Annotated in this window: 17 protein-coding genes and 2 riboswitches; of the genes, 4 read left to right on the plus strand and 13 right to left on the minus strand. The window is 67.8% G+C overall.

Annotated elements, in window-relative coordinates; translation table 11 throughout:
- The first annotated feature begins 6 nt into the window (after positions 1-6).
- Positions 7-771, plus strand: a complete 765-nt coding sequence (locus ACSQ9E_RS06900) for a 2OG-Fe dioxygenase family protein (protein ID WP_436217264.1) — start codon at positions 7-9, stop codon at positions 769-771.
- 325 nt (positions 772-1,096) lie between these two features.
- Positions 1,097-1,534, plus strand: a complete 438-nt coding sequence (locus ACSQ9E_RS06905; RefSeq protein WP_179681102.1) for a universal stress protein — start codon at positions 1,097-1,099, stop codon at positions 1,532-1,534.
- 213 nt (positions 1,535-1,747) lie between these two features.
- On the opposite strand, the gene ACSQ9E_RS06910 is transcribed toward ACSQ9E_RS06905, so the two are convergent.
- From ACSQ9E_RS06910 to ACSQ9E_RS06925, 4 genes are all read right to left on the minus strand, one after another.
- Positions 1,748-2,731 (minus strand): tripartite tricarboxylate transporter substrate binding protein, encoded by a 984-nt coding sequence (locus ACSQ9E_RS06910; RefSeq protein ID WP_057269805.1) that lies wholly within the window; start codon positions 2,729-2,731, stop codon positions 1,748-1,750.
- Between the two features lie 158 nt (positions 2,732-2,889).
- Positions 2,890-4,074, minus strand: a complete 1,185-nt coding sequence (gene bktB / locus ACSQ9E_RS06915) for a beta-ketothiolase BktB (RefSeq protein WP_436217265.1) — start codon at positions 4,072-4,074, stop codon at positions 2,890-2,892.
- Between the two features lie 183 nt (positions 4,075-4,257).
- Complete coding sequence (locus tag ACSQ9E_RS06920; RefSeq protein ID WP_436217266.1) at positions 4,258-5,028, minus strand: SDR family NAD(P)-dependent oxidoreductase; 771 nt, start codon at positions 5,026-5,028, stop codon at positions 4,258-4,260.
- Positions 5,029-5,056: 28 nt separating this feature from the next.
- Positions 5,057-5,575, minus strand: coding sequence for a MarR family winged helix-turn-helix transcriptional regulator (locus ACSQ9E_RS06925; RefSeq protein ID WP_436217267.1), 519 nt, complete (start codon positions 5,573-5,575; stop codon positions 5,057-5,059).
- A 68-nt stretch (positions 5,576-5,643) separates the two neighbouring features.
- Between ACSQ9E_RS06925 and ACSQ9E_RS06930 the strand changes: the two genes are divergently transcribed.
- Positions 5,644-6,546: an EamA family transporter gene (locus tag ACSQ9E_RS06930; protein ID WP_436217268.1), complete on the plus strand. Its 903-nt coding sequence runs from the start codon at positions 5,644-5,646 to the stop codon at positions 6,544-6,546.
- Here the strand turns inward: ACSQ9E_RS06930 and ACSQ9E_RS06935 are convergent.
- Entirely contained in the window at positions 6,543-7,208 is a 666-nt protein-coding gene (locus tag ACSQ9E_RS06935) for an RluA family pseudouridine synthase (RefSeq protein WP_436217269.1), read from the minus strand. The genes ACSQ9E_RS06930 and ACSQ9E_RS06935 overlap by 4 nt on opposite strands.
- Positions 7,195-9,357: a PAS domain-containing hybrid sensor histidine kinase/response regulator gene (locus ACSQ9E_RS06940; protein ID WP_436217270.1), complete on the minus strand. Its 2,163-nt coding sequence runs from the start codon at positions 9,355-9,357 to the stop codon at positions 7,195-7,197. Before ACSQ9E_RS06940 ends, ACSQ9E_RS06935 begins: the two co-directional genes overlap by 14 nt.
- 246 nt (positions 9,358-9,603) lie before the next feature.
- Between ACSQ9E_RS06940 and ACSQ9E_RS06945 the strand changes: the two genes are divergently transcribed.
- Positions 9,604-10,266 carry an NAD(P)H-dependent oxidoreductase gene (locus ACSQ9E_RS06945; protein ID WP_057206077.1) on the plus strand — a complete coding sequence of 221 codons (663 nt, stop codon included), beginning with the start codon at positions 9,604-9,606 and terminating at the stop codon, positions 10,264-10,266.
- 118 nt (positions 10,267-10,384) lie between these two features.
- On the opposite strand, the gene ACSQ9E_RS06950 is transcribed toward ACSQ9E_RS06945, so the two are convergent.
- The 7 genes from ACSQ9E_RS06950 to gcvT all read right to left on the minus strand — a co-directional run bounded on the left by ACSQ9E_RS06950 (position 10,385) and on the right by gcvT (position 19,230).
- Positions 10,385-11,701: an MFS transporter gene (locus ACSQ9E_RS06950; protein WP_436217271.1), complete on the minus strand. Its 1,317-nt coding sequence runs from the start codon at positions 11,699-11,701 to the stop codon at positions 10,385-10,387.
- A 197-nt stretch (positions 11,702-11,898) separates the two neighbouring features.
- Positions 11,899-12,279 carry a hypothetical protein gene (locus tag ACSQ9E_RS06955; RefSeq protein ID WP_057206081.1) on the minus strand — a complete coding sequence of 127 codons (381 nt, stop codon included), beginning with the start codon at positions 12,277-12,279 and terminating at the stop codon, positions 11,899-11,901.
- 68 nt (positions 12,280-12,347) lie between these two features.
- On the minus strand, positions 12,348-13,415 hold the full coding sequence (locus ACSQ9E_RS06960; RefSeq protein ID WP_436217272.1) for a MerR family transcriptional regulator: 1,068 nt from the start codon (positions 13,413-13,415) through the stop codon (positions 12,348-12,350).
- A 26-nt stretch (positions 13,416-13,441) separates the two neighbouring features.
- Entirely contained in the window at positions 13,442-13,798 is a 357-nt protein-coding gene (locus ACSQ9E_RS06965) for an FKBP-type peptidyl-prolyl cis-trans isomerase (protein ID WP_369818325.1), read from the minus strand.
- Between the two features lie 917 nt (positions 13,799-14,715).
- Positions 14,716-17,604, minus strand: a complete 2,889-nt coding sequence (gene gcvP / locus ACSQ9E_RS06970) for an aminomethyl-transferring glycine dehydrogenase (protein ID WP_436217273.1) — start codon at positions 17,602-17,604, stop codon at positions 14,716-14,718.
- Between the two features lie 30 nt (positions 17,605-17,634).
- On the minus strand, positions 17,635-18,009 hold the full coding sequence (gcvH, locus tag ACSQ9E_RS06975; RefSeq protein ID WP_057269794.1) for a glycine cleavage system protein GcvH: 375 nt from the start codon (positions 18,007-18,009) through the stop codon (positions 17,635-17,637).
- 78 nt (positions 18,010-18,087) lie between these two features.
- Positions 18,088-19,230, minus strand: coding sequence for a glycine cleavage system aminomethyltransferase GcvT (gene gcvT, locus ACSQ9E_RS06980; RefSeq protein ID WP_436217274.1), 1,143 nt, complete (start codon positions 19,228-19,230; stop codon positions 18,088-18,090).
- Between the two features lie 50 nt (positions 19,231-19,280).
- Positions 19,281-19,407: riboswitch (glycine riboswitch) on the minus strand.
- Positions 19,408-19,420: 13 nt separating this feature from the next.
- Positions 19,421-19,512, minus strand: a riboswitch (glycine riboswitch).
- Positions 19,513-19,517 lie beyond the last annotated feature (5 nt).

Consider the following 19,517-nt stretch of genomic DNA (forward strand, 5'->3'; position numbering starts at 1 on the left):
GCGGCCATGGCACAAGTCACTTTCTCACCTCCTTTTACCGCGCCCTCCGAGACTGCGAATCAACTGCGCAGCGCCGGCTTTGCCGTGCTGTCGCCCGCCGATGTGGCGGCCTGGATGGGTTGCCCGCTCTCTGACCTGCTGGCACTCAATGCCGACTGGGCGGCCTTGCCGCCCGACGATTTCCTGAAGGATGGCGGGCGCTACCGCCGCCGGCGCCACGCCTGCTTCATGGTGCAGGATGGGCAGGCGCAGCAGGTGCCGCACCGCGCGCACTGGCAGCCGGTGGAATACAACGCCCTGCACGGCGGCATGGAACGCTGGTTTGCGCCCATGGAGCCGGCCACGGTGGCGCTGCCCGTCTGGTCGCAGCTGCTGGCTGCGCTGGCCCGCGTCTCCGACGCCGTGTTTGCCGCACAGGGCAAGGCGCCACAGCCCTGGTTCGTGGAGGCGCACCAGTTCCGCATCGACACCGAAGGTGGCATCGGCCGGCCCACGCCCGAAGGCGCGCACCGCGACGGCGTGGACCTGGTGGCTGTATTTCTGGTGGGGCGCGTGGGCATCAAGGGCGGCGAGACCCGGGTGTTCGAGGCCAACGGCCCGGGCGGCCAGCGCTTCACGCTCACCGAGCCCTGGTCCCTGCTGCTGCTGGACGATGCGCGCATGATCCACGAATCCACCCCCATCCAGCCCGTGGCCCCCGGTGGCTACCGCGACACGCTGGTGGTCACCTGTCGGCGCGGCGCGTTCCAGGGGGCAGACGTGGTGGGATAGGGTTCACCATCCTTGTCGTTGGGGGCGCGGGCGTAGGACAAGACGTCGTCTTGCTGCAGAAATCGCTGGATCGACCGCTCGCCGTTTGATGCGCATCAAGATGCGATGTATGGTGTGGGTTCACACTGTCCTTCATCGCATCGCAGGCGGCACCCGGGACCGGGGGATTGGTGGTTCATACGGATTTGCATTCAATCGTATAACTAGGCGGGAAGCCGCAGACAGTGCTGTAGCACGGCAAGGCGGACCCACGAAGTTGGACGCTTGAAGGCAAATCCGTATCAGGGCCTCGCCGAAGGTGCATTCAACACAAGGAGAAGACACCATGTTCAAGCACATTCTGGTTCCCATCGATGGCTCCGACATCGCCGCGCTGGCGGTGTCCAAGGCGGCAGAGCTGGCCAAGACCTTTGGCAGCGCCGTAACCGCCCTGTACGTGGTGGACCCGTATCCGTTCACCGGCGTCGGTGCCGATTTCGCCTATGGCCAGGCCCAGTACCTGAGCGCTGCCACAGCCGAGGCGAATACGGCACTGGACGCCGCTCGCACTGCCCTCACGGCGGCTGGCGTGCAGGTGACCACGGTCGTGGGCGAGGGCCACACCGTGCACGACGGGATCGTGAGCGCCGTGCTGAGCACCGGTGCCGACCTCATCGTCATGGGCTCGCACGGCCGCCGCGGCCTTGAAAAACTGGTGCTGGGCAGCGTCACGCAGCGCGTGCTGGGCGCGGTGCATGTGCCGGTGCTGGTCGTGCGGACCTGAATCCCGGTTTTGAATTTGTGCTGCGCCCCTGGCACTGCGCTGGAACAAAAAAATGGCTCCAAGAAGGAGCCATTTTTTCTTTGATACAGAGCTTCGGGAGTCGCTACAAGCTCAGCGCAGCGGTCCTGGCTAGGCGTTTCGTCGCAGACAGTACTGAAAGTACGGCAAGACGGAACAACGACGCCAGGAGAGCTTTTAGCGGCTCCTACCCCGTTACTCGATCTTGGCGCCGGAGGCTTCCACTATGCCCTTCCATTTGGCGTAATCGTTTTTCATCAAGGTACCGAACTGCGCGGCGGACATGGCTTCGGGCTCGGCGCCCTGGGCCTGGATGGCGGCCTTCATGTCGGCAGTGGCCAGCAGCTTGTTGATCTCGGCGTTCAGGGCCGTGACCACGCTGGCCGGCGTGCCCGCTGGTGCGAACACGCCGTACCAGGTGCTCACGTCAAAGCCCTTGAAGCCCGATTCGGCCACAGTGGGCACGTCGGGCAGGGACGAGCTGCGCTTGGCCGAGGTCACGGCCAGAGCACGCAACTTGCCCGACTTGAGCTGGCCCATGGCCGAGGGCACGGAGGACATCAGCAAATCCACGTTGCCGGCCATTGCATCCATGAGGGCCGGGTTCGATCCCTTGTAGGGGATGTGGCTGAGCTTCACGCCCGCGGCCTTCTCGAACAGGTCGCCCGCCAGGTGGATGGAGGTGCCGTTGCCGGGCGAGCCATAGGTGACGGTGCCGGGCGCTGCCTTGGCGGCGGCGATCACGTCGGCCAGGGTCTTGTACTTGGAGTTGGCGCTGGTGGCGATGACCACGGGCGTGTAGGCCACGTGGGCCACGGCGGTCAGGTCCTTGGTGGGGTCCCAGGGCAGGTTCTTGTAGAGCCAGGGGCCGATGACCAGGTTGTCCTTCTGGCCCATCACGATGTCATAGCCCGTGGGCGCCGCCTTCACGGCCTCGCCGATGCCGATGGTGCCGCCGGCACCGGCCTTGTTGTCGGCCACCACCGTCCACTTGGCGCTTTCGGTGAGCTTGGTGGCCACCAGGCGCGAGAGGATGTCGGTGCCGCCACCGGGCGGGAAGGGCACGATCAGGCGGATGGGTTTGTTGGGGTAGGCGGCGGCAGGGGCGGGCGCCTGCGCGTGCGCGGTGGCGCCCAGGGCAAGGGCCAGCGCGCTGAAGGAAATCAGGGTGCGAATCATGGTGAAAGATGTCTCCGTCGGTTCAATGGTTGGGGCGGCCGCTTCAGTCGCGCTCCACTCTGCTGATCTGGGCCAGCACCTGTGGATGATCGCTGATCCTCCACAGGGTCGGCCTTGCCAATACGGGGTGGCAGCATCGCCACCCGCGATGGCAGGTGTCAGAGGCGTTCGAAAATCGCCGCAATGCCCTGGCCGCCGCCGATGCACATCGTCACCAGCGCATAACGGCCCTGCACGCGCTGCAGCTCGTGCAGCGCCTTCACGGTGATCAGCGCGCCCGTGGCCCCGATCGGGTGGCCCAGCGAGATGCCCGAGCCATTGGGGTTGACCTTGGCCGGGTCCAGGCCCAGGTCCTTGGTCACGGCGCAGGCCTGGGCGGCAAAGGCCTCGTTGGCCTCGATCACGTCCAGGTCGTTTACCGTGAGGCCGGCTTTCTTGAGCGCCAACTGCGTGGCCGGCACCGGGCCGATGCCCATGTACTTCGGGTCCACACCGGCGTGGGCATAGGCCACCAGGCGCGCCAGGGGCTTGGCGCCGCGCGCCTTGGCGGCACCGGCTTCCATCAGCACCAGGGCGGCCGCGGCGTCGTTGATGCCCGAGGCGTTGCCGGCCGTCACCGTGCCGTTCTCCTTGAGGAACACGGGCTTGAGCTTGGCCATGTCCGCGAGGGTTGCGCCGGGGCGAAAGTGCTCGTCGGTGGCGTACTGCAGGTCGCCCTTCTTGCTCTTCAAGGTCACGGGCACGATCTGGTCCTTGAACAGGCCGGCTTCGGTCGCGCGCTCGGCACGGTTGTGGCTTTCCACGGCGAGCTGGTCCTGGTCTTCGCGGCTGATGCCCCACTTGGCGGCGATGTTCTCGGCCGTCACCCCCATGTGGATGTTGTGGAAGGGGTCGTGCAGTGCGCCCATCATCATGTCCACCATCTTCGTGTCGCCCATGCGCGCGCCCCAGCGCATGTTCAGGCTGGCAAAGGGGGCACGGCTCATGTTCTCGGCACCGGCGCCGATGGCCACGTCCGTGTCGCCCAGCAGGATGGACTGGCTGGCGTTCACGATGGCCTGCAGGCCCGAGCCGCACAGGCGGTTGACGTTGTAGGCGGGCGTGCCTTCACCGCAGCCGCCGTTGATGGCGGCCACGCGCGAGAGGTACATGTCCTTGGGTTCGGTGTTCACCACGTGGCCGAACACCACGTGGCCCACGTCCTTGCCTTCCACATTGGCGCGCGCGAGCGATTCGCGCACCACGAGGGCGCCGAGTTCGGTGGGCGGAATGTCCTTGAGGCTGCCGCCAAAGGTGCCAATGGCGGTGCGCACTGCGCTGACGACGACGACTTCACGGGTCATGGGAGTCTCCTTGGAAAAATGGAATGCTATGGGCTTGCAACGCCTGGATGGCAGACGCTGGCAGCTATGAAAACAAGGGCGGCTGAAACTGGCGCGCGACAGGCCAGTGCCGCCGTGGAACTGGCTTTGCCAGGCCACTGGCGGCGTCCCTCTGGGGGGAAGACGCGAAGCGGCTCAGGGGGGTCATGCTTCTCTTACATCGGCCACCGGGTTGGTGCCGAAGTCTGCGCGCTCCAGCCAGGCGAGCACGCGGGTAGCGGCATCGGCAGGTGATGTGAGCTGGCCACCGGCCTTGAGGTTGGCGAAATTCTCGCGGTCCGGGAACGCCTCGGGGGCGGCACCACGCAGTTGCACCTGCATGTCGGTGTCGATCACACCGGGTGCCAGTGAGCAGACCTTGGCGCCATGGGGCTTGTGGGCCTCGTCCAGCGCCACGCAGCGCGTGAAATGGTCCATGCCGGCCTTGGCCGCGCAGTAGGCCGCCTGCGAGGCCATGGCGCGCCGGCCCAGGCCCGAGGAAATATTGAGCACCTTGCGTGCCGTGGCTGTCCATCCCTCGGTGGCGTGGAGGAAGGCGGCTGTGAGCTGCATGGGCGACTCCAGGCCCACGCGCAGCGCGTTGGCCAGGTCGGCGGGGTCGCTCTCCGACAGCGGGGCGATGCGCGGGATGGTGCCGGCATTGTTGATCAACGTGGCGCTCGCAAAGCGGCCCGGGGCCTGCGCGGCCAGCCAGTCTTTCAGGCGGGCGGCGGCCTGCTCGCCCTGCGACAGGTCCTGCTGCCACTGCTCGAGCGTGGCGCCCGAGGCCTTGGCGGCGGCGGTCAGCGCGTCCTGGGTGTTGCGGGCCAGGCAGACGAGGGTGTTGCCCGGGCCTTGCAGCAATTGCCCGGCCATGGCCAGGCCCATGCCGCGCGAGGCGCCAGTGAGGATGAAGAGGTGTTGGGGTTGGGACATCCCTCCATCGTACTGCGCCTGTACGCCGTCAGCTGTCACTCGGGGATTCGAGCGCCGCCAGCAGCAGGGCCAGCCTGGCATCCAGCGCCGCCAGATCGGCGGCCTTCATGGGGGCAAGGATGCGGTGCTCGTTGGCCACATGGGCCTCCACCGCGCGGTCGATCAGTGCCAGCCCTGCGGGCGTGAGCTGCACCAGCATGCTGCGCGCATCGTCGGGGTTGGGCAGGCGCACCACGAAGCCGCTGGCCTCGAGCTTGTGCATGCGGTGCGTCATGGTGCCCGAGGTGACCATCAGCGTGGAGAACAGGGTGGTCGGCGCCAGGCAATAGGGCGCGCCCGAGCGGCGCAGCGTGGCCAGCATGTCGAACTCCCAATAGCTCAGGCCGAACTCGGCAAAGGTCTCGTCCAGCCGGCGCTGCAGCAGGGCCGCGCAGCGCTTGATGCGGCCGATGGGGCCCATGGGTGCCACATCCAGGTCGGGGCGCTCGCGGTGCCACTGCGCCAGGATGGCGTCCACGGCGTCGGGTGTGCGTTGGGGTGCGGGCATGGCTGCTTTAGTTGTCTTGATTTCAAGATTTTATGGTAGAGTTATTTATCTTGATTTGAAGATAAAAAATGCCAGAGACAACCCACCGCATCGCCTGGGGCGATGTGCTCCTGACCGCGCTGGCGCCCACCATCTGGGGCTCCACCTACATCGTCACCACCGAGCTGCTGCCGCCGGACCGGCCCTTCACGGCCGCGCTGCTGCGCACCCTGCCTGCCGGCCTGCTGCTGGTGCTGTGGTGCCGCCAGGCGCCGGCCTTGCGGGATGGGGCCGGCTGGGCGCGCTTGCTGCTGCTGGCGGCGCTCAACATCGGCTTCTTCCAGGCGCTGCTGTTCGTGGCGGCCTACCGGTTGCCCGGTGGCGTTGCCGCTGTGGTGGGCGCCATCGGGCCGCTGCTCATGATGGGGCTCACCTGGGCGGTCGACCATCGGCGCCCGCCCGCGCTGGCCATGGGGGCCGGGGCACTCGGGGTGGCGGGCATGGCGGCGCTGCTGCTGTCGCCCGGATCGGCATGGGACATGGTGGGTGTGGTGGCCGCGCTCACAGGCACGGTGTGCATGGCCTTCGGTACCTTTCTCGCGCGGCGCTGGCAGTCGGGCGGCCTGCCGGTGCTGGCCTTCACGGGTTGGCAGTTGCTTGCGGGCGGTGCCATGCTGCTGCCCGTGGCCTGGGCCGTGGACCCGCCGCTGCCCGCCCTCACCGCCATGCAGGTGGGCGGCTATGCCTACCTGAGCATCGCCGGCGCGCTGCTGGCCTATGCGCTGTGGTTCCGCGGCGTGGCGCGGCTGCCCTCGGTGGCCGTGTCGTCGCTGGGTTTGCTGAGCCCGGTGGCGGCTGTGCTGCTGGGTTGGGCGCTGCTTGGGCAGGCCCTGCGCGGCACGTCTCTGGTGGGCGTGGTGGTGGTGCTGGCCAGCATCCTGGCCGTGCAGTGGGCCATGGCGCGGCAGGCCGCAGTCGCCCCGGCGGCTTAGAAATCGGGCGCCAGATGGAATTGCAGCGGTTCGCCGGTGGCCGGGTGCGCCAGTGCCAAGTCGCTCGCATGCAGCAGCAGGCGCGGCGCCAGGGCCTGCGTGGCGGCATCGGCATACAGCGCATCGCCCAGGATGGCATGGCCCACGGCGGCCAGGTGCACGCGCAACTGGTGGGTGCGGCCGGTCACGGGCTCGAGCAGAACACGCGTGGTGCCGGCCGATTCATCAAGCGACTCGGAACGCCAGCGCGTGAGGCTGGGCTTGCCCAGAGCCGCATCGATCACCCGCAAGGGGCGGCGCTCCCAGTCGGCAGCGATCGGCAGATCGATCTCGGCCCAGGTGCTGTCACCGGCTTGCCCCATGTGCCCCTGCACCACCGCCACGTAGCGTTTGTGCACCTGGCGCTGCTCGAAGGCCAGGCCCAGCCGGCGCTGTGCCTCGATGTGCCGAGCCATGAGCACCAGGCCCGAAGTGGCCTGGTCCAGCCGGTGCACGATGAGCGCGCCGGGCCAGCGCTGCTGCGCGCGGGCGCTCAGGCAGTCCTGCTTGTCCGGCCCGCGGCCGGGCACGCACAGCAGGCCCGCAGGCTTGTGCAGCACCAGGATGTCCGCGTCCTCGTGCACTGCGTGCACGGGCAGTGCGCTGTCATCAGCCGGTGCCATGGCCATGGATGAGCCGGTGCACGGTGGCCACCAGTTCTTCCACATCGTTGGGCTTGTGGATCAGCGCGTTGGCGCCTTCGGCTATGGCGGCCTGCTCGATCTCGGTGGTCACGTAGCCCGAGGCCAGGGCCACCGGCAGGTCGGGGCGTATCTGGCGTGCCTCGCGCACCAGGTCGGTACCGACAAAGCCGGGCATGTTGTAGTCGGTCACCAGCAGGTCGTAGCGCTGGGGGTCGGCCCGCAGTGCTGCGCTGGCTTCGTGCGGGTCGGTGTAGCCGCTCACCTCGTAGCCGCGGCGGCGCAGCAGGCGCTGCACCAGAAAGACCAGGGCCTGGTCGTCGTCCACGTACATCACATGGGGCTTGCGCTGGTCGATCTGCGCCGTGGCCTGTGGCGCGGGCGCAGGCGGCGGTACCAGTGGGGGCGCCGCCTGGGCGCTGCCGGGTGCCACAGGGAAGTACAGCGTGAAGCGGCTGCCGTGGCCCGGGATGCTGCTCACGTCCACCGCGCCTTCGTGCGTACGCATCACCCCATGCACCACGGCCAGGCCCAGGCCCGTGCCCTGGCCCACGGGCTTGGTGGTGAAGAAGGGCTCGAAGATGCGCTGCAGCGTGGCCGCCTCGATGCCGGGCCCGTTGTCGCGCACTGCGAGGGCCACGTAGTGGCCTTCCGCCAGGCCCAGGCGCTCGCTCAGGCGCTTGTCGGGCTGCACGGCGGCGGCTTCCACGTGGATGCTGCCGCGCGCATTGCCGATGGCGTGGACGGCATTGGTGCACAGGTTGAGCAGGGCCTGCTCGACCTGGGTGGCGTCGGCCAGCACCGGGGGCAGGTCCAGCGGCAGCTGCATGTGCAGCTCGATCGCCGGGGGCAGGGTCACGCGCAGCAGGCGCTCGGTGTCGTGCACCACCTCGCCCAGCGGCACGGCGGTGCGCTGCGGCGGCTCGTTGCGGCTGAAGGTCAGGATCTGGCGCACCAGGTCGCGCGCGCGGCGCCCGGCCTTGTCGATCTCGCGCAGGCTCTCCAGCGCGGGCGAGCCCGGCGCGCTGTCGGCCTTGGCCAGCTCCACATTGCCCAGGATGGCGCCCAGGATGTTGTTGAAATCGTGTGCGATGCCTCCGGCCATGGTGCCCACGGCCTGCATCTTGTGCGATTCGCGCAGCTGCGCCTCCAGCTCGGTGCGGTGCGCCTCGGCCTTCTTGCGGCCCGTGAGGTCGCGGGCGAACACGGTGGTGGTCTCGCCCTCTGCATGGCGCTCGAACGATACGCTCACCTCCACCGCGAGCTCCTTGCCGCTGGCCGTGAGCGCCGTCATTTCGCCCAGCATGGCCTGCGTGGTGAGCTGCGCAAACGACAGGCCCTGGGCCGCGCCGGGCAGAAAGCGTTCGAGCGGGCTGCCCAGCGCATCGCTGGCGCTGCACTGGAACAGCGCCGCCGCCGTGGGGTTGAATACGGTGATGTGCTGGTGCTGGTCCACGCAGATGATGGCGTCGAGCGCCGAGTTGATCACCGCCTCCAGCCGCTTCTCGCTGGCGTACAGCTGCTCGTTGCGCTGCTGCAGGGCCTGCGCGCTGTGCTGCAGCGCCCGGCGCTCGGTGAGCAGCGGGCCCTGGTCGATCACCGCGCACAGGTACTGCGACACCGGCGGGCCGCCGCCGGCCTGCGGTGCCTCGATGTGGGCGATGTGCAGGTCGCCCTTGATGCGCAGCTCCTCCCCGATGTCGAAGACCACCTCGTTCACCTCGCTGCGCCCCAGGTTCTCGGCCTGCGCGAAGGCGTTGTGCACGCGGTCCACGTCGCCCGCGCTCACAAAGGGCATCAGTGCGCTGAGAGGGCGGTCGCGCTCCGTGGGTTGGAACGAGCGGTGCGCCATGGAATTGGCCTGCACCACCATGTCGTGCTCGTCGATCACCATCAGCGCCAGCGGCATGCTGGCGAACAGGGTCTCGAAGCGCTCCGAGGCGCTTTCGGCAACGGCCTGGCTGTAGCGCAGCACCTTGTTCTGGCTCTCCAGCTCGGCCTGGTAGGCGCGCAGGTCGGCCACCAGGCCCCCGGCGGGGCTGTCGGGGGACGCCAGCGCATCGTCCGCGGCCACACCAGGTGCGGGCGAACGCCGGGAGGGGTCCAGGAAAGACAGGTCCGGTTCACTCATGGACAAAAAGCGATCAACAAGGCCGGCGCACGCAAGGGGCGTGTGCCATGCCGGGCAGGGGGTGGAGCAAACAAGTGTAAGCCTCCCCGGAACCCCCATGCCGCGCATGGATGGGGGCGATTGTTGACCGAATAGGAACAATCCTTTTCCCGCGCAGGGCTTACTGAACAAGCGGTCAGTACCTACAGTTCATCCACTGGCATTTCGGTGCCGCCAATCCACCTATGACACCAAGGAGCCTTTGTCATGACCACAGCCACCCACACCCCCGCAGCCAACGAACTGCTCGACAAACTGCAATGGCGCTATGCGGCCAAGAAGATGAACGCCGACAAGAAGGTGCCTGAGGACAAGGTCGAGCGCATCCTCGAAGCCGCCCGCCTGGCGCCCACCTCCAGCGGCCTGCAGCCGTTCGAGATCATCGTGGTGACCGACCCCGCAGTGCGCGCCCGCATCCAGCCCATCGCCTGGAACCAGGCCCAGATCACCGACGGCTCGCACCTGCTGGTGTTCGCTGCCTGGGACAACTACACGGCTGATCGCATCAACATGATGTTCGACCTGACCAACGAGCAGCGCGGCTTCAAGAACGAAGGCTGGGAAAATTACCGCCAGATGCTGCTGGGCATGTACCCCCAGCGGGATGCCGAAGTGAACTTCCAGCACGCCGCCCGCCAGGCCTACATCGGCCTGAGCGCTGCCCTGATCGCCGCCGCCTTCGAGGGCGTGGACTCCACGCCCATGGAAGGTTTCGACCCCAAGGCCCTGGACGAAATCCTGGACCTGGGTGCGCGCAACCTGCGCAGCGTGGCCATCTTGCCGCTGGGCTACCGTGCCGACGAAGGCGACTGGCTGGTGAACCTCAAGAAGGTGCGCCGTCCCCGCGAACAGTTCATCACCGAGGTGTAAGTCCCGCGCCTGCCCACCATGGGCCGGCCTCTCCCCGGTTGCATTTCTCTCCTCCGCCGTCTCCTTGACGTTGATCCGCCCGCCACATACCGTGGTGGGCGGTTTTTTTTGCGGTGGATCAACGTGCCGCAGCGGGCGCATCGGTCACCTGGCGCAGCGGCGTTAGCACGAAGGCCAGCGCCACCAGCACCACCAGCGTGCCGCCGCTGGCCGCAAACAGCTGGGTGAGCGTGATGCTCTTCATCAGCCAGCCGGTCACCGCCGCCGAGATGGGCGCCAGGCCCATGAATATGAACATGAACAGGCTCATGGCCCGGCCGATCAGCATGGGCGGCACGCGCTGCTGGATCCAGGTGAACACGCGCACCTGCATGAAGCCGCCCAGCAGGCCGATGGCCAGCATCAGCGCAGCGCCCTGCCACACCGCGTGGATCATGCCCATGGGGATGAACAAGAGGCCGATGATGGCGTCAAACACCAGGATGGTCAGCCCCAGGCTGCCCACGCGCAGGCGCGGGAACATGCCCGAGGCCACCATGCCCGCCAGCGTGCCGGCGCCATGGGCGCCGAGCATGGTGCCAAAGGCGGCGGCGCCCAGCGTGGGCGTGCTGCTGGCCAGCACCGGCACGGCGATGTGGATGGGCCCCATGATGAACAGCGCAATGGCGCTCCAGTAGAGGAAGCAGGTGCGCAGCTCGCGGTCGCGCCAGAAATGCGCGAGGCCCTGGGCCACCGAGGCCAGAACGGCCTGCGGGGCCGCCGCGGTGGCGGCCGGCGCGGCCGCCACCAGCGTGCGCACCTTCGCCAGCGTCCAGGCCGAGACGCCGAAGCTCAGCGCGTCGAGCGCGAAGGCAATGCCAATGCCCGTGGCGCTGGCGGTGCCTGCGCTGCCGTCACCGAACAAGACGATCAGCAGGCCGGCGAGCAGCGGCCCGAGGAACATGGTGAGCTGGCGCAGGCCCAGGCTGATGCCGTTGGCCGCCTGCAGTTGTGCGCGCGGCACCACGTGCGGCATCAGCGATGTGCCCGCCGGGATGCTGAAGGCCGTGGACAGGCCGATCGCCAGCGACAGCGCGTAGACCATCCACAGCGTGAGCGTACCCGTGAGCACCAGGCCGCTGAGCAGCGCCAGCAATACCAGGTTGATGTACTTGGTGAGCATCAACACCTCTTTGGGGGAGTAGCGGTCCACCAGCGCGCCGCCGATCAGGATGAACAGCGCGCGCGGCACGCTCATGAGCGCCAGCACGGTGCCCAGCACCAGCGTGTCGCCGGTCATCTGCAGCACCAGCCAGGGCAGGGCGATCAGCGTGAACTGGTCGCCCAGCATGGTGAGCGCGGAGCCGCTGGTCAGCCAGCGGAAGTTGGGGTCGCGCAACAGCGCTGCGCGCGGGTCGGCCCTCGGCGGGGCCGGGTTGTCGTGGGTGGATGGCATGGTCTTCCTTCGAGAAAAAATGGAACGGCTGAAATCGGTCGCAGGCAGGCGCTGGCTGGACCTGCTCCCGTGCGTGGATGGGGAATGCCTGTTCATACGGATTTGCCTTTAACCGCATAGCGTCGTTGGTTCGCCTTGCCGTGCTACAGCACTGTCTGCGGCTCCCGCCTAGCTATACGATCAAATGCAAATCCGCATCAGGCAGTGCGCGCTGGCGGTGCCTGGGGTCGCAGCGGCTGAGCCTGCAGTGCATGCCGGGGCGTCAGCAGCCGCAGCAGGCTGCTGGCCAGCGCCAGGCTCCACAGCAGCGCCGCCGCGTGCCCAGCGAGCGCCAGGGCCGTGGGCAGCCAGCGGCCAGGGCCCCCAGGGGCCAGCAAGGCGTCGACCACCACGCCAGTGAACAGGAAAATGGCGAGCGCCAGCGCTTCAGGGTGCGTGAGTGCTTCGGCCAGGACGCAGGCCACCAGCAGGCAGGCCGTGCCCGCCAGCGCGTACAGCGGCCAGTGGCTTGCCGGGTGAAGAAGCAGTGCCCGCCAGGGGGTGGGAGTGTGGGGCGATAGGTGTGGCAGGGGGCTCATGTGTCGGTCCGTTGGCTGCTGTTGGCAGCGTGTCGGGTCCGACTGTGAGGCCTCACGTTGCGTGAGGGTCAAGCCTTCTGGAACACTTTTTTCGGCGATTTTTCAGCGGCGTGCGTGGCAGGGGAGGCTGCCGCGGCAGGGAGCAGCAGCGCCGCCTTCAGGTAAGCGCGCACAGGCGCACTCAGGGGCGAGCCCGCCTGCAGCAGGGGTTCCTGTTCGGACGCTGCGATCAGCTTCTCGCGCAGCGCGGGGCTGCCGTACGTCAGTTGGCCGAACAGCTGGTCCCAGCGCCGGGCTGCGGCGATGGCATCCGGGTGCTGCGTGGGTACGCCCTGGGCCAGCAGTTGCTGCACCTGTGCCTCCAGTTCGGCCCACTGCGCATGGGGCACGTGACCCAAGCCGCGCAGATCATCACGGGTCACGTACTTTTCGAGCAGCACCATGCGCAGCTTGATCGCCGTTTCGACGAACTCGATCATGTCGCCGGGCGGCGCATGGTTGCGCCCCTGGGTGCTGGGCTCGGTGCGGAACATGTGGCCCCAGCGGTCCAGCAGGTCGATGTCGCCACCCATCCAGTGCAGCATGAGCGCCATCCAGCGGTAGGCCAGTGCCTGGACTTCGGGGCTGTCGGGTGGCAGCTGGCGGTCCATGGCGCTGCGCACCAGGTCCTTGACCACCAGCCAGTCTGCCTCGATCAGGCTCCAGTTGGTGAAGATCTGCTTGAGCTCTGCCGCGCTGAAGTACTTGCCGTAGGTGGTCATCAGCGCCAGCGCTTCGAGCCAGTTGCCCATGTCGGGCTCGGCCCCTGCCATCAGACCGTCGCGCAGCATGGCCAGCCGCCCGCGCAGTTCGGTGGCCTGCGTGATCTGCTGGTCGAGCGCGCGGATCTGTTGGCCGATGATGCGCTCGGGCGCCATCCCTTCGCCGGCCAGCAGCTCGCCAATGTCGCTGAGTGCCAGACCCATCTGGCGCATGGTCTGGATGCCGTGCAGGCGCTGCACGTCGGCCTGGCTGTACAGGCGGTAGCCGGCCTCGGAGCGGCCCGAGGGCGCCAGCAGGCCGATCTCGTCGTAATGGTGCAGCGTGCGCACCGTGAGGCCGGTGCGCCGAGCCAGTTCACCGACCTTCAGCAGCATGTGGCAGGGGCCCGTGCGCCAGTCACTTACTTGCCGACGGAAATCAGCTCGATCTCGAAGTTCAGCGTGGCGTTGGGCGGTATCAAGCCGCCGGCACCGTTGGCACCGTAGGCGATGGCGGGCGGGCAGGTCAGCTTGGCCTTGCCGCCGGGCTTCATGCGCTGCACGCCTTCGGTCCAGCAGGGGATCACGCGGTTCAGCGGGAACGACGTAGGCTCGCCTCGCTTGTAGGAGCTGTCGAATTCCTTGCCGTCGAGGAAGGTGCCCTTGTAATGCACCTTGACGGTGTCGGTGGCCTTGGGCGATTCGCCCGTGCCGTCCTTGAGCGATTCATAGACCAGGCCGCTGGCCGTGGTGACGGGCTTGGCGGCTTGCTGGGCCATGGCGGCGGGGGCGATCACGAGGCTGGCGAGCAGCAGGCACAGGGTATTGCGCAAAGGGTTCTCCTTGTGAGGATGGAATATTTTGGACAGGCGCGATCTTAGTCGTGTTCTTGTGGGTGCTGGTTCTGTTGCGGTGGCTGCTTCTGCTCTTTTGCTGAGGGCGGAGGCCGGGGTGTGCGCCCGGCGGCGCACCCACCTTCTTTTGCGTCGCCAAAAGAAGGTGGGCCAAGAAAAGGCGACCCCCAGTCTGCGTCCCCCGTACGCCCTGCCGGGCGAACGGGGGCAGCCTGCGATGCTCGGGCCTGGGGTGGTGCCGCAGAACTCACTGCGTTCTCCCTGCGGGTGAACTCCGTTCAAACAGCTGCGGCAAGCCAGATGACGAAGTGCGTGTGTCCTTCGGCACACGCACCCACCCCAGGCCCTGCGCTTCTCGGCGCAGCCAGAAGGGGTGGGGAGCGGGTACCAAACGGCTGCTGCTTCGCAGCTGCGCCTGGGGTCGGGGACGCGCTCCGCGCAGCCGCCATGGCGAGCCGAGCGCGGCGAAGGACCACAGGCCGAGCGAAGCAATGGCCCGTATGGAGCCCGTTCCCACCCCCTTCTGACCGTGCCGAGAAGCGCAGGGCCTGGGGTGAGCGCGTGCCGAAGGACACGCGCATCGTGAACTGACTCACCGCGGTTGTTTGAGCGGAGTTCGCCCGCAGGGGGAACGCAGCGAGTTCCGCGGTGCACCCCAGGCCCGAGCATCGCAGGCTGCCCCACTCGCCCACCGGGCGGGTGGGGACACGGGCAGCGGGGTCGTCTTTTCTTGGCCTACCTTCTTTTGACGAAGCAAAAGAAGGTAGGTGCGCCGCCGGGCGCACACCCCGGCCTCCGTCCTCAACACAGGCCGGACGCAACCACAGCCCTGCCGCGAAAGATCAAGCGTAATCGCTGACCGGAATGCAACTGCAAGACAGATTGCGATCCCCCCACACATTGTCCACCCGCCCCACAGGCGACCAGTATTTGGCACTGCGCAGAGCAGCCACAGGATAGGCCGCCGTCTCACGCGAGTACGGACGTGTCCACTCGCCGGTGAGCAGGCTCTCCGCCGTGTGCGGTGCGTTCTTCAATGGATTGTTGTCCTGCGGCCAGGCACCCGCCTCGATCTGGCGGATCTCTTCGCGGATGGCGATCATCGCGTCGATGAAGCGGTCGATCTCGAACAGCGTCTCGCTCTCGGTGGGCTCCACCATCAGCGTGTTGGGCACCGGGAAGCTCAGCGTAGGCGCGTGAAAGCCGTAGTCGATCAGGCGCTTGGCAACATCCTCGGCCATCACGCCGCTGGTGTCCTTCAACTGGCGCAGGTCCAGGATGCACTCGTGCGCCACATGGCCGTTGGCGCTGGCGTACAGCGTGGGGTAGTGGTCCTTCAGGCGCGCGCTGATGTAGTTGGCCGAGAGGATGGCCGTCTCGGTCGCGGCCTGCAGGCCCTCGGCGCCCATCATGCGGCAGTACATCCAGCTAATGGGCAGCACGGCGGCATTGCCCAGGGGCGCGGCCGACACGGCGCCCACGCCGCCGGGCACGCCGGCCGTGGCATGGCCAGGCAGGTAGGGCACGAGGTCGGCCACCACGCACACGGGGCCCACGCCAGGGCCGCCACCGCCGTGGGGGATGCAGAAGGTCTTGTGCAGGTTCAGGTGGCTCACGTCGCCGCCGAACTCGCCGGGGGCGGCCACGCCCACCAGGGCGTTCATGTTGGCACCGTCCACGTAGACCCGGCCGCCGTGCTGGTGCACCAGGGCGCACAGCTCCTTGACCTGGGTCTCGAACACGCCGTGCGTGCTGGGGTAGGTGATCATCACCGCCGCCAGGTTGGCGCTGTGCTGCTCGCACTTGGCCTGCAGGTCCGCCATGTCCACGTTGCCGTTGGCGTCGCAGGCCGTCACCACCACCTGCATGCCCACCATCTGCGCGCTGGCGGGGTTGGTGCCGTGCGCGCTGCTGGGGATCAGGCAGATGTTGCGGTGGCCATGGCCCTGGGCCTCATGGTAGGCCTTGATGGCCAAGAGGCCCGCATACTCGCCCTGCGAGCCTGCATTGGGCTGCAGGCTGATGCCGGCGTAGCCCGTGGCCTGGCACAGCCAGGCGCGCAACTGCTCGTCAAGCTCGCGGTAGCCTTCGAGCTGGTCGGCCGGGGCAAAGGGGTGCACCTGGGCGAATTCGGGCCAGGTGATGGGGATCATCTCACTCGTGGCATTGAGCTTCATGGTGCAGCTGCCCAGCGGGATCATGCTGCGGTCCAGCGCCAGGTCCTTGTCGGACAGCTGGCGGATATAGCGCAGCATGCCGGTTTCGCTGTGGTGGGTGTTGAACACCGGGTGCGTGAGGTAGGCGCTGGTACGGCGCAATTCGGCGGGGATCAGCGGCTCCACGCCCTTCTCGAAGGCGTCGAAGGTGGGCAGGGCCTGGCCGTCCTTGGCGAAGATCTTCCACAACAGCGAGATGTCGGCGCGCGTGGTGGTCTCGTCGAGCGAGATGCACAGGTAGTGCTCGAAGTACACGCGCAGGTTGGCGCCCATCTGCACCGCGCGCGCGGCGATGGCGGCGGTGGCGCCATCGGTCTTGAGGCTCAGGGTGTCGAACGTGGCCTGCGGGCGCACGGGTGCACCCAGTTGCTCCAGCCCCTTGGCCAGAATGGCGGTGTAGCTGGCTACGCGCTGGGCAATGCGCTTCAAGCCCTCGGGGCCATGGTACACGGCGTACATGCTGGCCACCACGGCGGGCAACACCTGGGCCGTGCAGATGTTGGAAGTGGCCTTTTCGCGGCGGATATGCTGCTCGCGCGTCTGCAGAGCCAGGCGGTAGGCGGGCTTGCCGTGCACGTCCACGCTCACCCCGACCAGGCGGCCGGGCAGGGAGCGCTTGAATTCGTCGAGGCAGGCCATGTAGGCGGCGTGCGGGCCGCCCGCGCCCATGGGCATGCCAAAGCGCTGGGTGGTGCCGACCACGATGTCGGCGCCCCATTCGCCGGGCGGGGTGATGAGGGTCAGCGCCAGCAGGTCGGCCGCGGCGATGAAGGCGGCCTGCTTGCCATGGGTCTTTTCGACGTCGGCGCGCAGGTCGTCGATGCGGCCGCTGGTGGCGGGGTACTGGGCCAGCACGGCGAAGTAGTCGCCGTCCAGAGCGGCGTGCCACTCGGGCGCGGAATTGGCCAGCACCACCTCGATGTTCAGCGGTTTGGCACGGGTCTGGATGACCTCGATGGTCTGCGGGTGCGCGTCACCGGCGACGATGAAGCGGTTGCTCTTGCTCTTGACCGAGCGCTTGGCCAAGGTCATGGCCTCGGCCGCGGCCGTGGCCTCGTCGAGCATGGAGGCGTTGGCGATCGGCATGCCGGTCAGGTCGCAGACCATGGTCTGGAAGTTGACCAGCGCCTCCATGCGGCCCTGCGAGATCTCGGCCTGGTAGGGCGTGTAGGCCGTGTACCAGGCCGGGTTCTCGAGCACGTTGCGCAGGATCACGCCCGGCGTGTGCGTGCCGTAGTAGCCCTGCCCGATGAAGCTCCTCAGGACCTGGTTCTTGCCTGCCATGGCCTTGAGCTCCGCCAGGGCCGCTGCTTCCGTCACGGGCAGCGGCAGGTCCATGGCCGTGCTGCGTGCAATCGAGCGCGGCACGATGCTTTCGATGAGGGCGCGGCGCGAGGCCTCGCCGATCACCGACAGCATGTGCGCTTCGTCGGCCGCATCGATGCCGATATGGCGGGGCAGGAATTCGGTGGCGTTTTCGAGCGCGCCGAGCGGCAGGGCGGATTGCATCAACATGGGGCAGGTCTCAGGCAGGGGCGGTTGCAGTTATGCGTTTTTCGCGAACTCGGTGTAGTCGGTCTCGCTCAGGAGGGCGTCGAGCTGGCCGGCATCGCTGAGCTTGACCTTGAAGAACCAGCCGGCGTTCAGGGGATCGGAATTGGCCAGCGAGGGGTCGGCGCGCAGGGCTTCGTTGACCTCGACGATCTCGCCCGAGACGGGCATGTACACGTCGGCTGCGGCCTTGACAGACTCGACCACGCCGGCCACTTCGCCCTGGGCAAAGGTCTTGCCGACCTCGGGCAGGTCCACGAACACCACGTCACCCAGGGCGTCCTGGGCGTGCACGGTGATGCCCACCACGGCAGCAGCGGCGTCGGCGGCGTTGATCCATTCGTGGTCTTTGGAGAATTTGACGGTCATGGGGAAAGCTCCTGTGGCTCTTGAAAATGAAGGAATCTGCAATGTAGCGGGCCCAGCCCGCTGGCGGCGTGAATTAATTCAGCCGCGGAAATAGTTGGCGGGCACGAACGGCATGGCGCGCACCTCCATGGGCACGGCCTTGCCGCGCACGATGGCGTTCACGCGGGTGCCGATGGCGGCAAATGCGGGCGTGACGTAGCCCATGGCCACGGGTTCGTTCACCGTGGGCCCGAGCAGGCCGCTGGTGACCTCGCCGATGGCCTGGCCGTCGGTGCTCTGCAGGGGCGTGTGCTCGCGCACGGGCACACGCTCCAGCGCCACCAGGCCCACGCGCTTGCGCGCCAGGCTGGCGGGGTTGTCGATCTGCGCCAGCACCTTGTCGGCACCGGGGAAGCCGCCCGCGCGCGCACCGCCGGTGCGGCGCACCTTCTGGATCGCCCAGTTGAGCGCCGCCTCGGGCGGGGTGGTGGTAGTGTCGATGTCGTTGCCGTACAGGCACAGGCCGGCTTCCAGGCGCAGCGAGTTGCGCGCGCCCAGGCCGATGGGCTTGACCTCGGGCTGCGCCAGCAGGGCGCGGGCCAGGGTGTCGGCCTGGGCGGCCGGCACCGATATCTCGAAGCCGTCTTCGCCCGTGTAGCCGCTGCGCGTCACGAAACAGTCGCAGCCGGCAATGGTGTAGCTGCCACCGGTCATGAACACCAGTTTTTCGATGCCCGGGGCCAGGCGGGCCAGGGCGGTCACGGCCTGCGGGCCCTGCAGCGCCAGCAGGGCGTGGTCGGGCATGGGTGCAACTTCGCAGCGCTGGCCGATGCGCGCCTGGATATGCGCGATGTCTTCCACCTTGCAGGCACCGTTGACGATCACGAACAGCGTATCGTTGCCCTGGTTGAAGAACATCAGGTCGTCGATGATGGTGCCTTCATCCGTCAACAGCAGGCCGTAGCGCTGCTTGCCCACCGGCAGGTCGATCACGTCCACCGGCACCAGGGTCTCGAAGGCGGCTGCGGCATCCGGGCCGATGAGTTGGAGCTGGCCCATGTGCGAGACGTCGAACAGGCCGGCGGCCTGGCGTGTGTGCAGGTGCTCCGCCATCAGTCCGGCGGGGTACTGCACGGGCATGGAGTAGCCGGCAAACGGCACCATGCGGGCGCCCAGCTCCAGGTGCAGGGCGTTCAGGGGCGTGGTGAGCAGGGGGGCAGCGTTGGCGGCAGGGGCAGACATGGGGCGGACTCCGGGCAAATGGGGGCCGCGACCCTCAATGAGGTCGCGGGATTTGCCCTGCTGTCCGCTTTACCTGAGAGATTCACCGCACCGCCCTGGCTGGCGGCTGCGGCTTGCTCCTTCGGTGGATGGCCTGCGCGCTGTGCTGCGCGGCCACCTCTCTCCAGCAAGGGAACGCCTGCATCCCTGCAGGCGGTTGCCAGTCCTTTTGCCTGAGCGTTCGGGGTGTCCCTGCGCCTTCGGCGGCCTTCTCGAAGGAAGGCTCTCTCCTGACCGTGTGAATTCTA

Source organism: Acidovorax sp. LjRoot118, assembly GCF_964253575.1.
GTDB lineage: Bacteria > Pseudomonadota > Gammaproteobacteria > Burkholderiales > Burkholderiaceae_C > Acidovorax.

Excerpts from the sequence above, each read along its gene's own strand:
- ACSQ9E_RS06935 (WP_436217269.1), bottom strand. The coding sequence starts at position 7,208 with ATGGCACCGGCTGATGACAGCGCACTGCCCGTGCACGCAGTGCACGAG.
- ACSQ9E_RS06965 (WP_369818325.1), bottom strand. The coding sequence starts at position 13,798 with ATGGCCCAGCAAGCCGCCAAGCCCGTCACCACGGCCAGCGGCCTGGTC.
- ACSQ9E_RS06955 (WP_057206081.1), bottom strand. The coding sequence starts at position 12,279 with ATGAGCCCCCTGCCACACCTATCGCCCCACACTCCCACCCCCTGGCGG.
- ACSQ9E_RS06950 (WP_436217271.1), bottom strand. The coding sequence starts at position 11,701 with ATGCCATCCACCCACGACAACCCGGCCCCGCCGAGGGCCGACCCGCGC.
- gcvT (WP_436217274.1), bottom strand. The coding sequence starts at position 19,230 with ATGTCTGCCCCTGCCGCCAACGCTGCCCCCCTGCTCACCACGCCCCTG.
- gcvP (WP_436217273.1), bottom strand. The coding sequence starts at position 17,604 with ATGTTGATGCAATCCGCCCTGCCGCTCGGCGCGCTCGAAAACGCCACC.
- ACSQ9E_RS06945 (WP_057206077.1), top strand. The coding sequence starts at position 9,604 with ATGACCACAGCCACCCACACCCCCGCAGCCAACGAACTGCTCGACAAA.
- ACSQ9E_RS06910 (WP_057269805.1), bottom strand. The coding sequence starts at position 2,731 with ATGATTCGCACCCTGATTTCCTTCAGCGCGCTGGCCCTTGCCCTGGGC.
- bktB (WP_436217265.1), bottom strand. The coding sequence starts at position 4,074 with ATGACCCGTGAAGTCGTCGTCGTCAGCGCAGTGCGCACCGCCATTGGC.
- ACSQ9E_RS06905 (WP_179681102.1), top strand. The coding sequence starts at position 1,097 with ATGTTCAAGCACATTCTGGTTCCCATCGATGGCTCCGACATCGCCGCG.
- ACSQ9E_RS06930 (WP_436217268.1), top strand. The coding sequence starts at position 5,644 with ATGCCAGAGACAACCCACCGCATCGCCTGGGGCGATGTGCTCCTGACC.
- ACSQ9E_RS06960 (WP_436217272.1), bottom strand. The coding sequence starts at position 13,415 with ATGCTGCTGAAGGTCGGTGAACTGGCTCGGCGCACCGGCCTCACGGTG.
- gcvH (WP_057269794.1), bottom strand. The coding sequence starts at position 18,009 with ATGACCGTCAAATTCTCCAAAGACCACGAATGGATCAACGCCGCCGAC.
- ACSQ9E_RS06920 (WP_436217266.1), bottom strand. The coding sequence starts at position 5,028 with ATGTCCCAACCCCAACACCTCTTCATCCTCACTGGCGCCTCGCGCGGC.
- ACSQ9E_RS06900 (WP_436217264.1), top strand. The coding sequence starts at position 7 with ATGGCACAAGTCACTTTCTCACCTCCTTTTACCGCGCCCTCCGAGACT.
- ACSQ9E_RS06925 (WP_436217267.1), bottom strand. The coding sequence starts at position 5,575 with ATGCCCGCACCCCAACGCACACCCGACGCCGTGGACGCCATCCTGGCG.
- ACSQ9E_RS06940 (WP_436217270.1), bottom strand. The coding sequence starts at position 9,357 with ATGAGTGAACCGGACCTGTCTTTCCTGGACCCCTCCCGGCGTTCGCCC.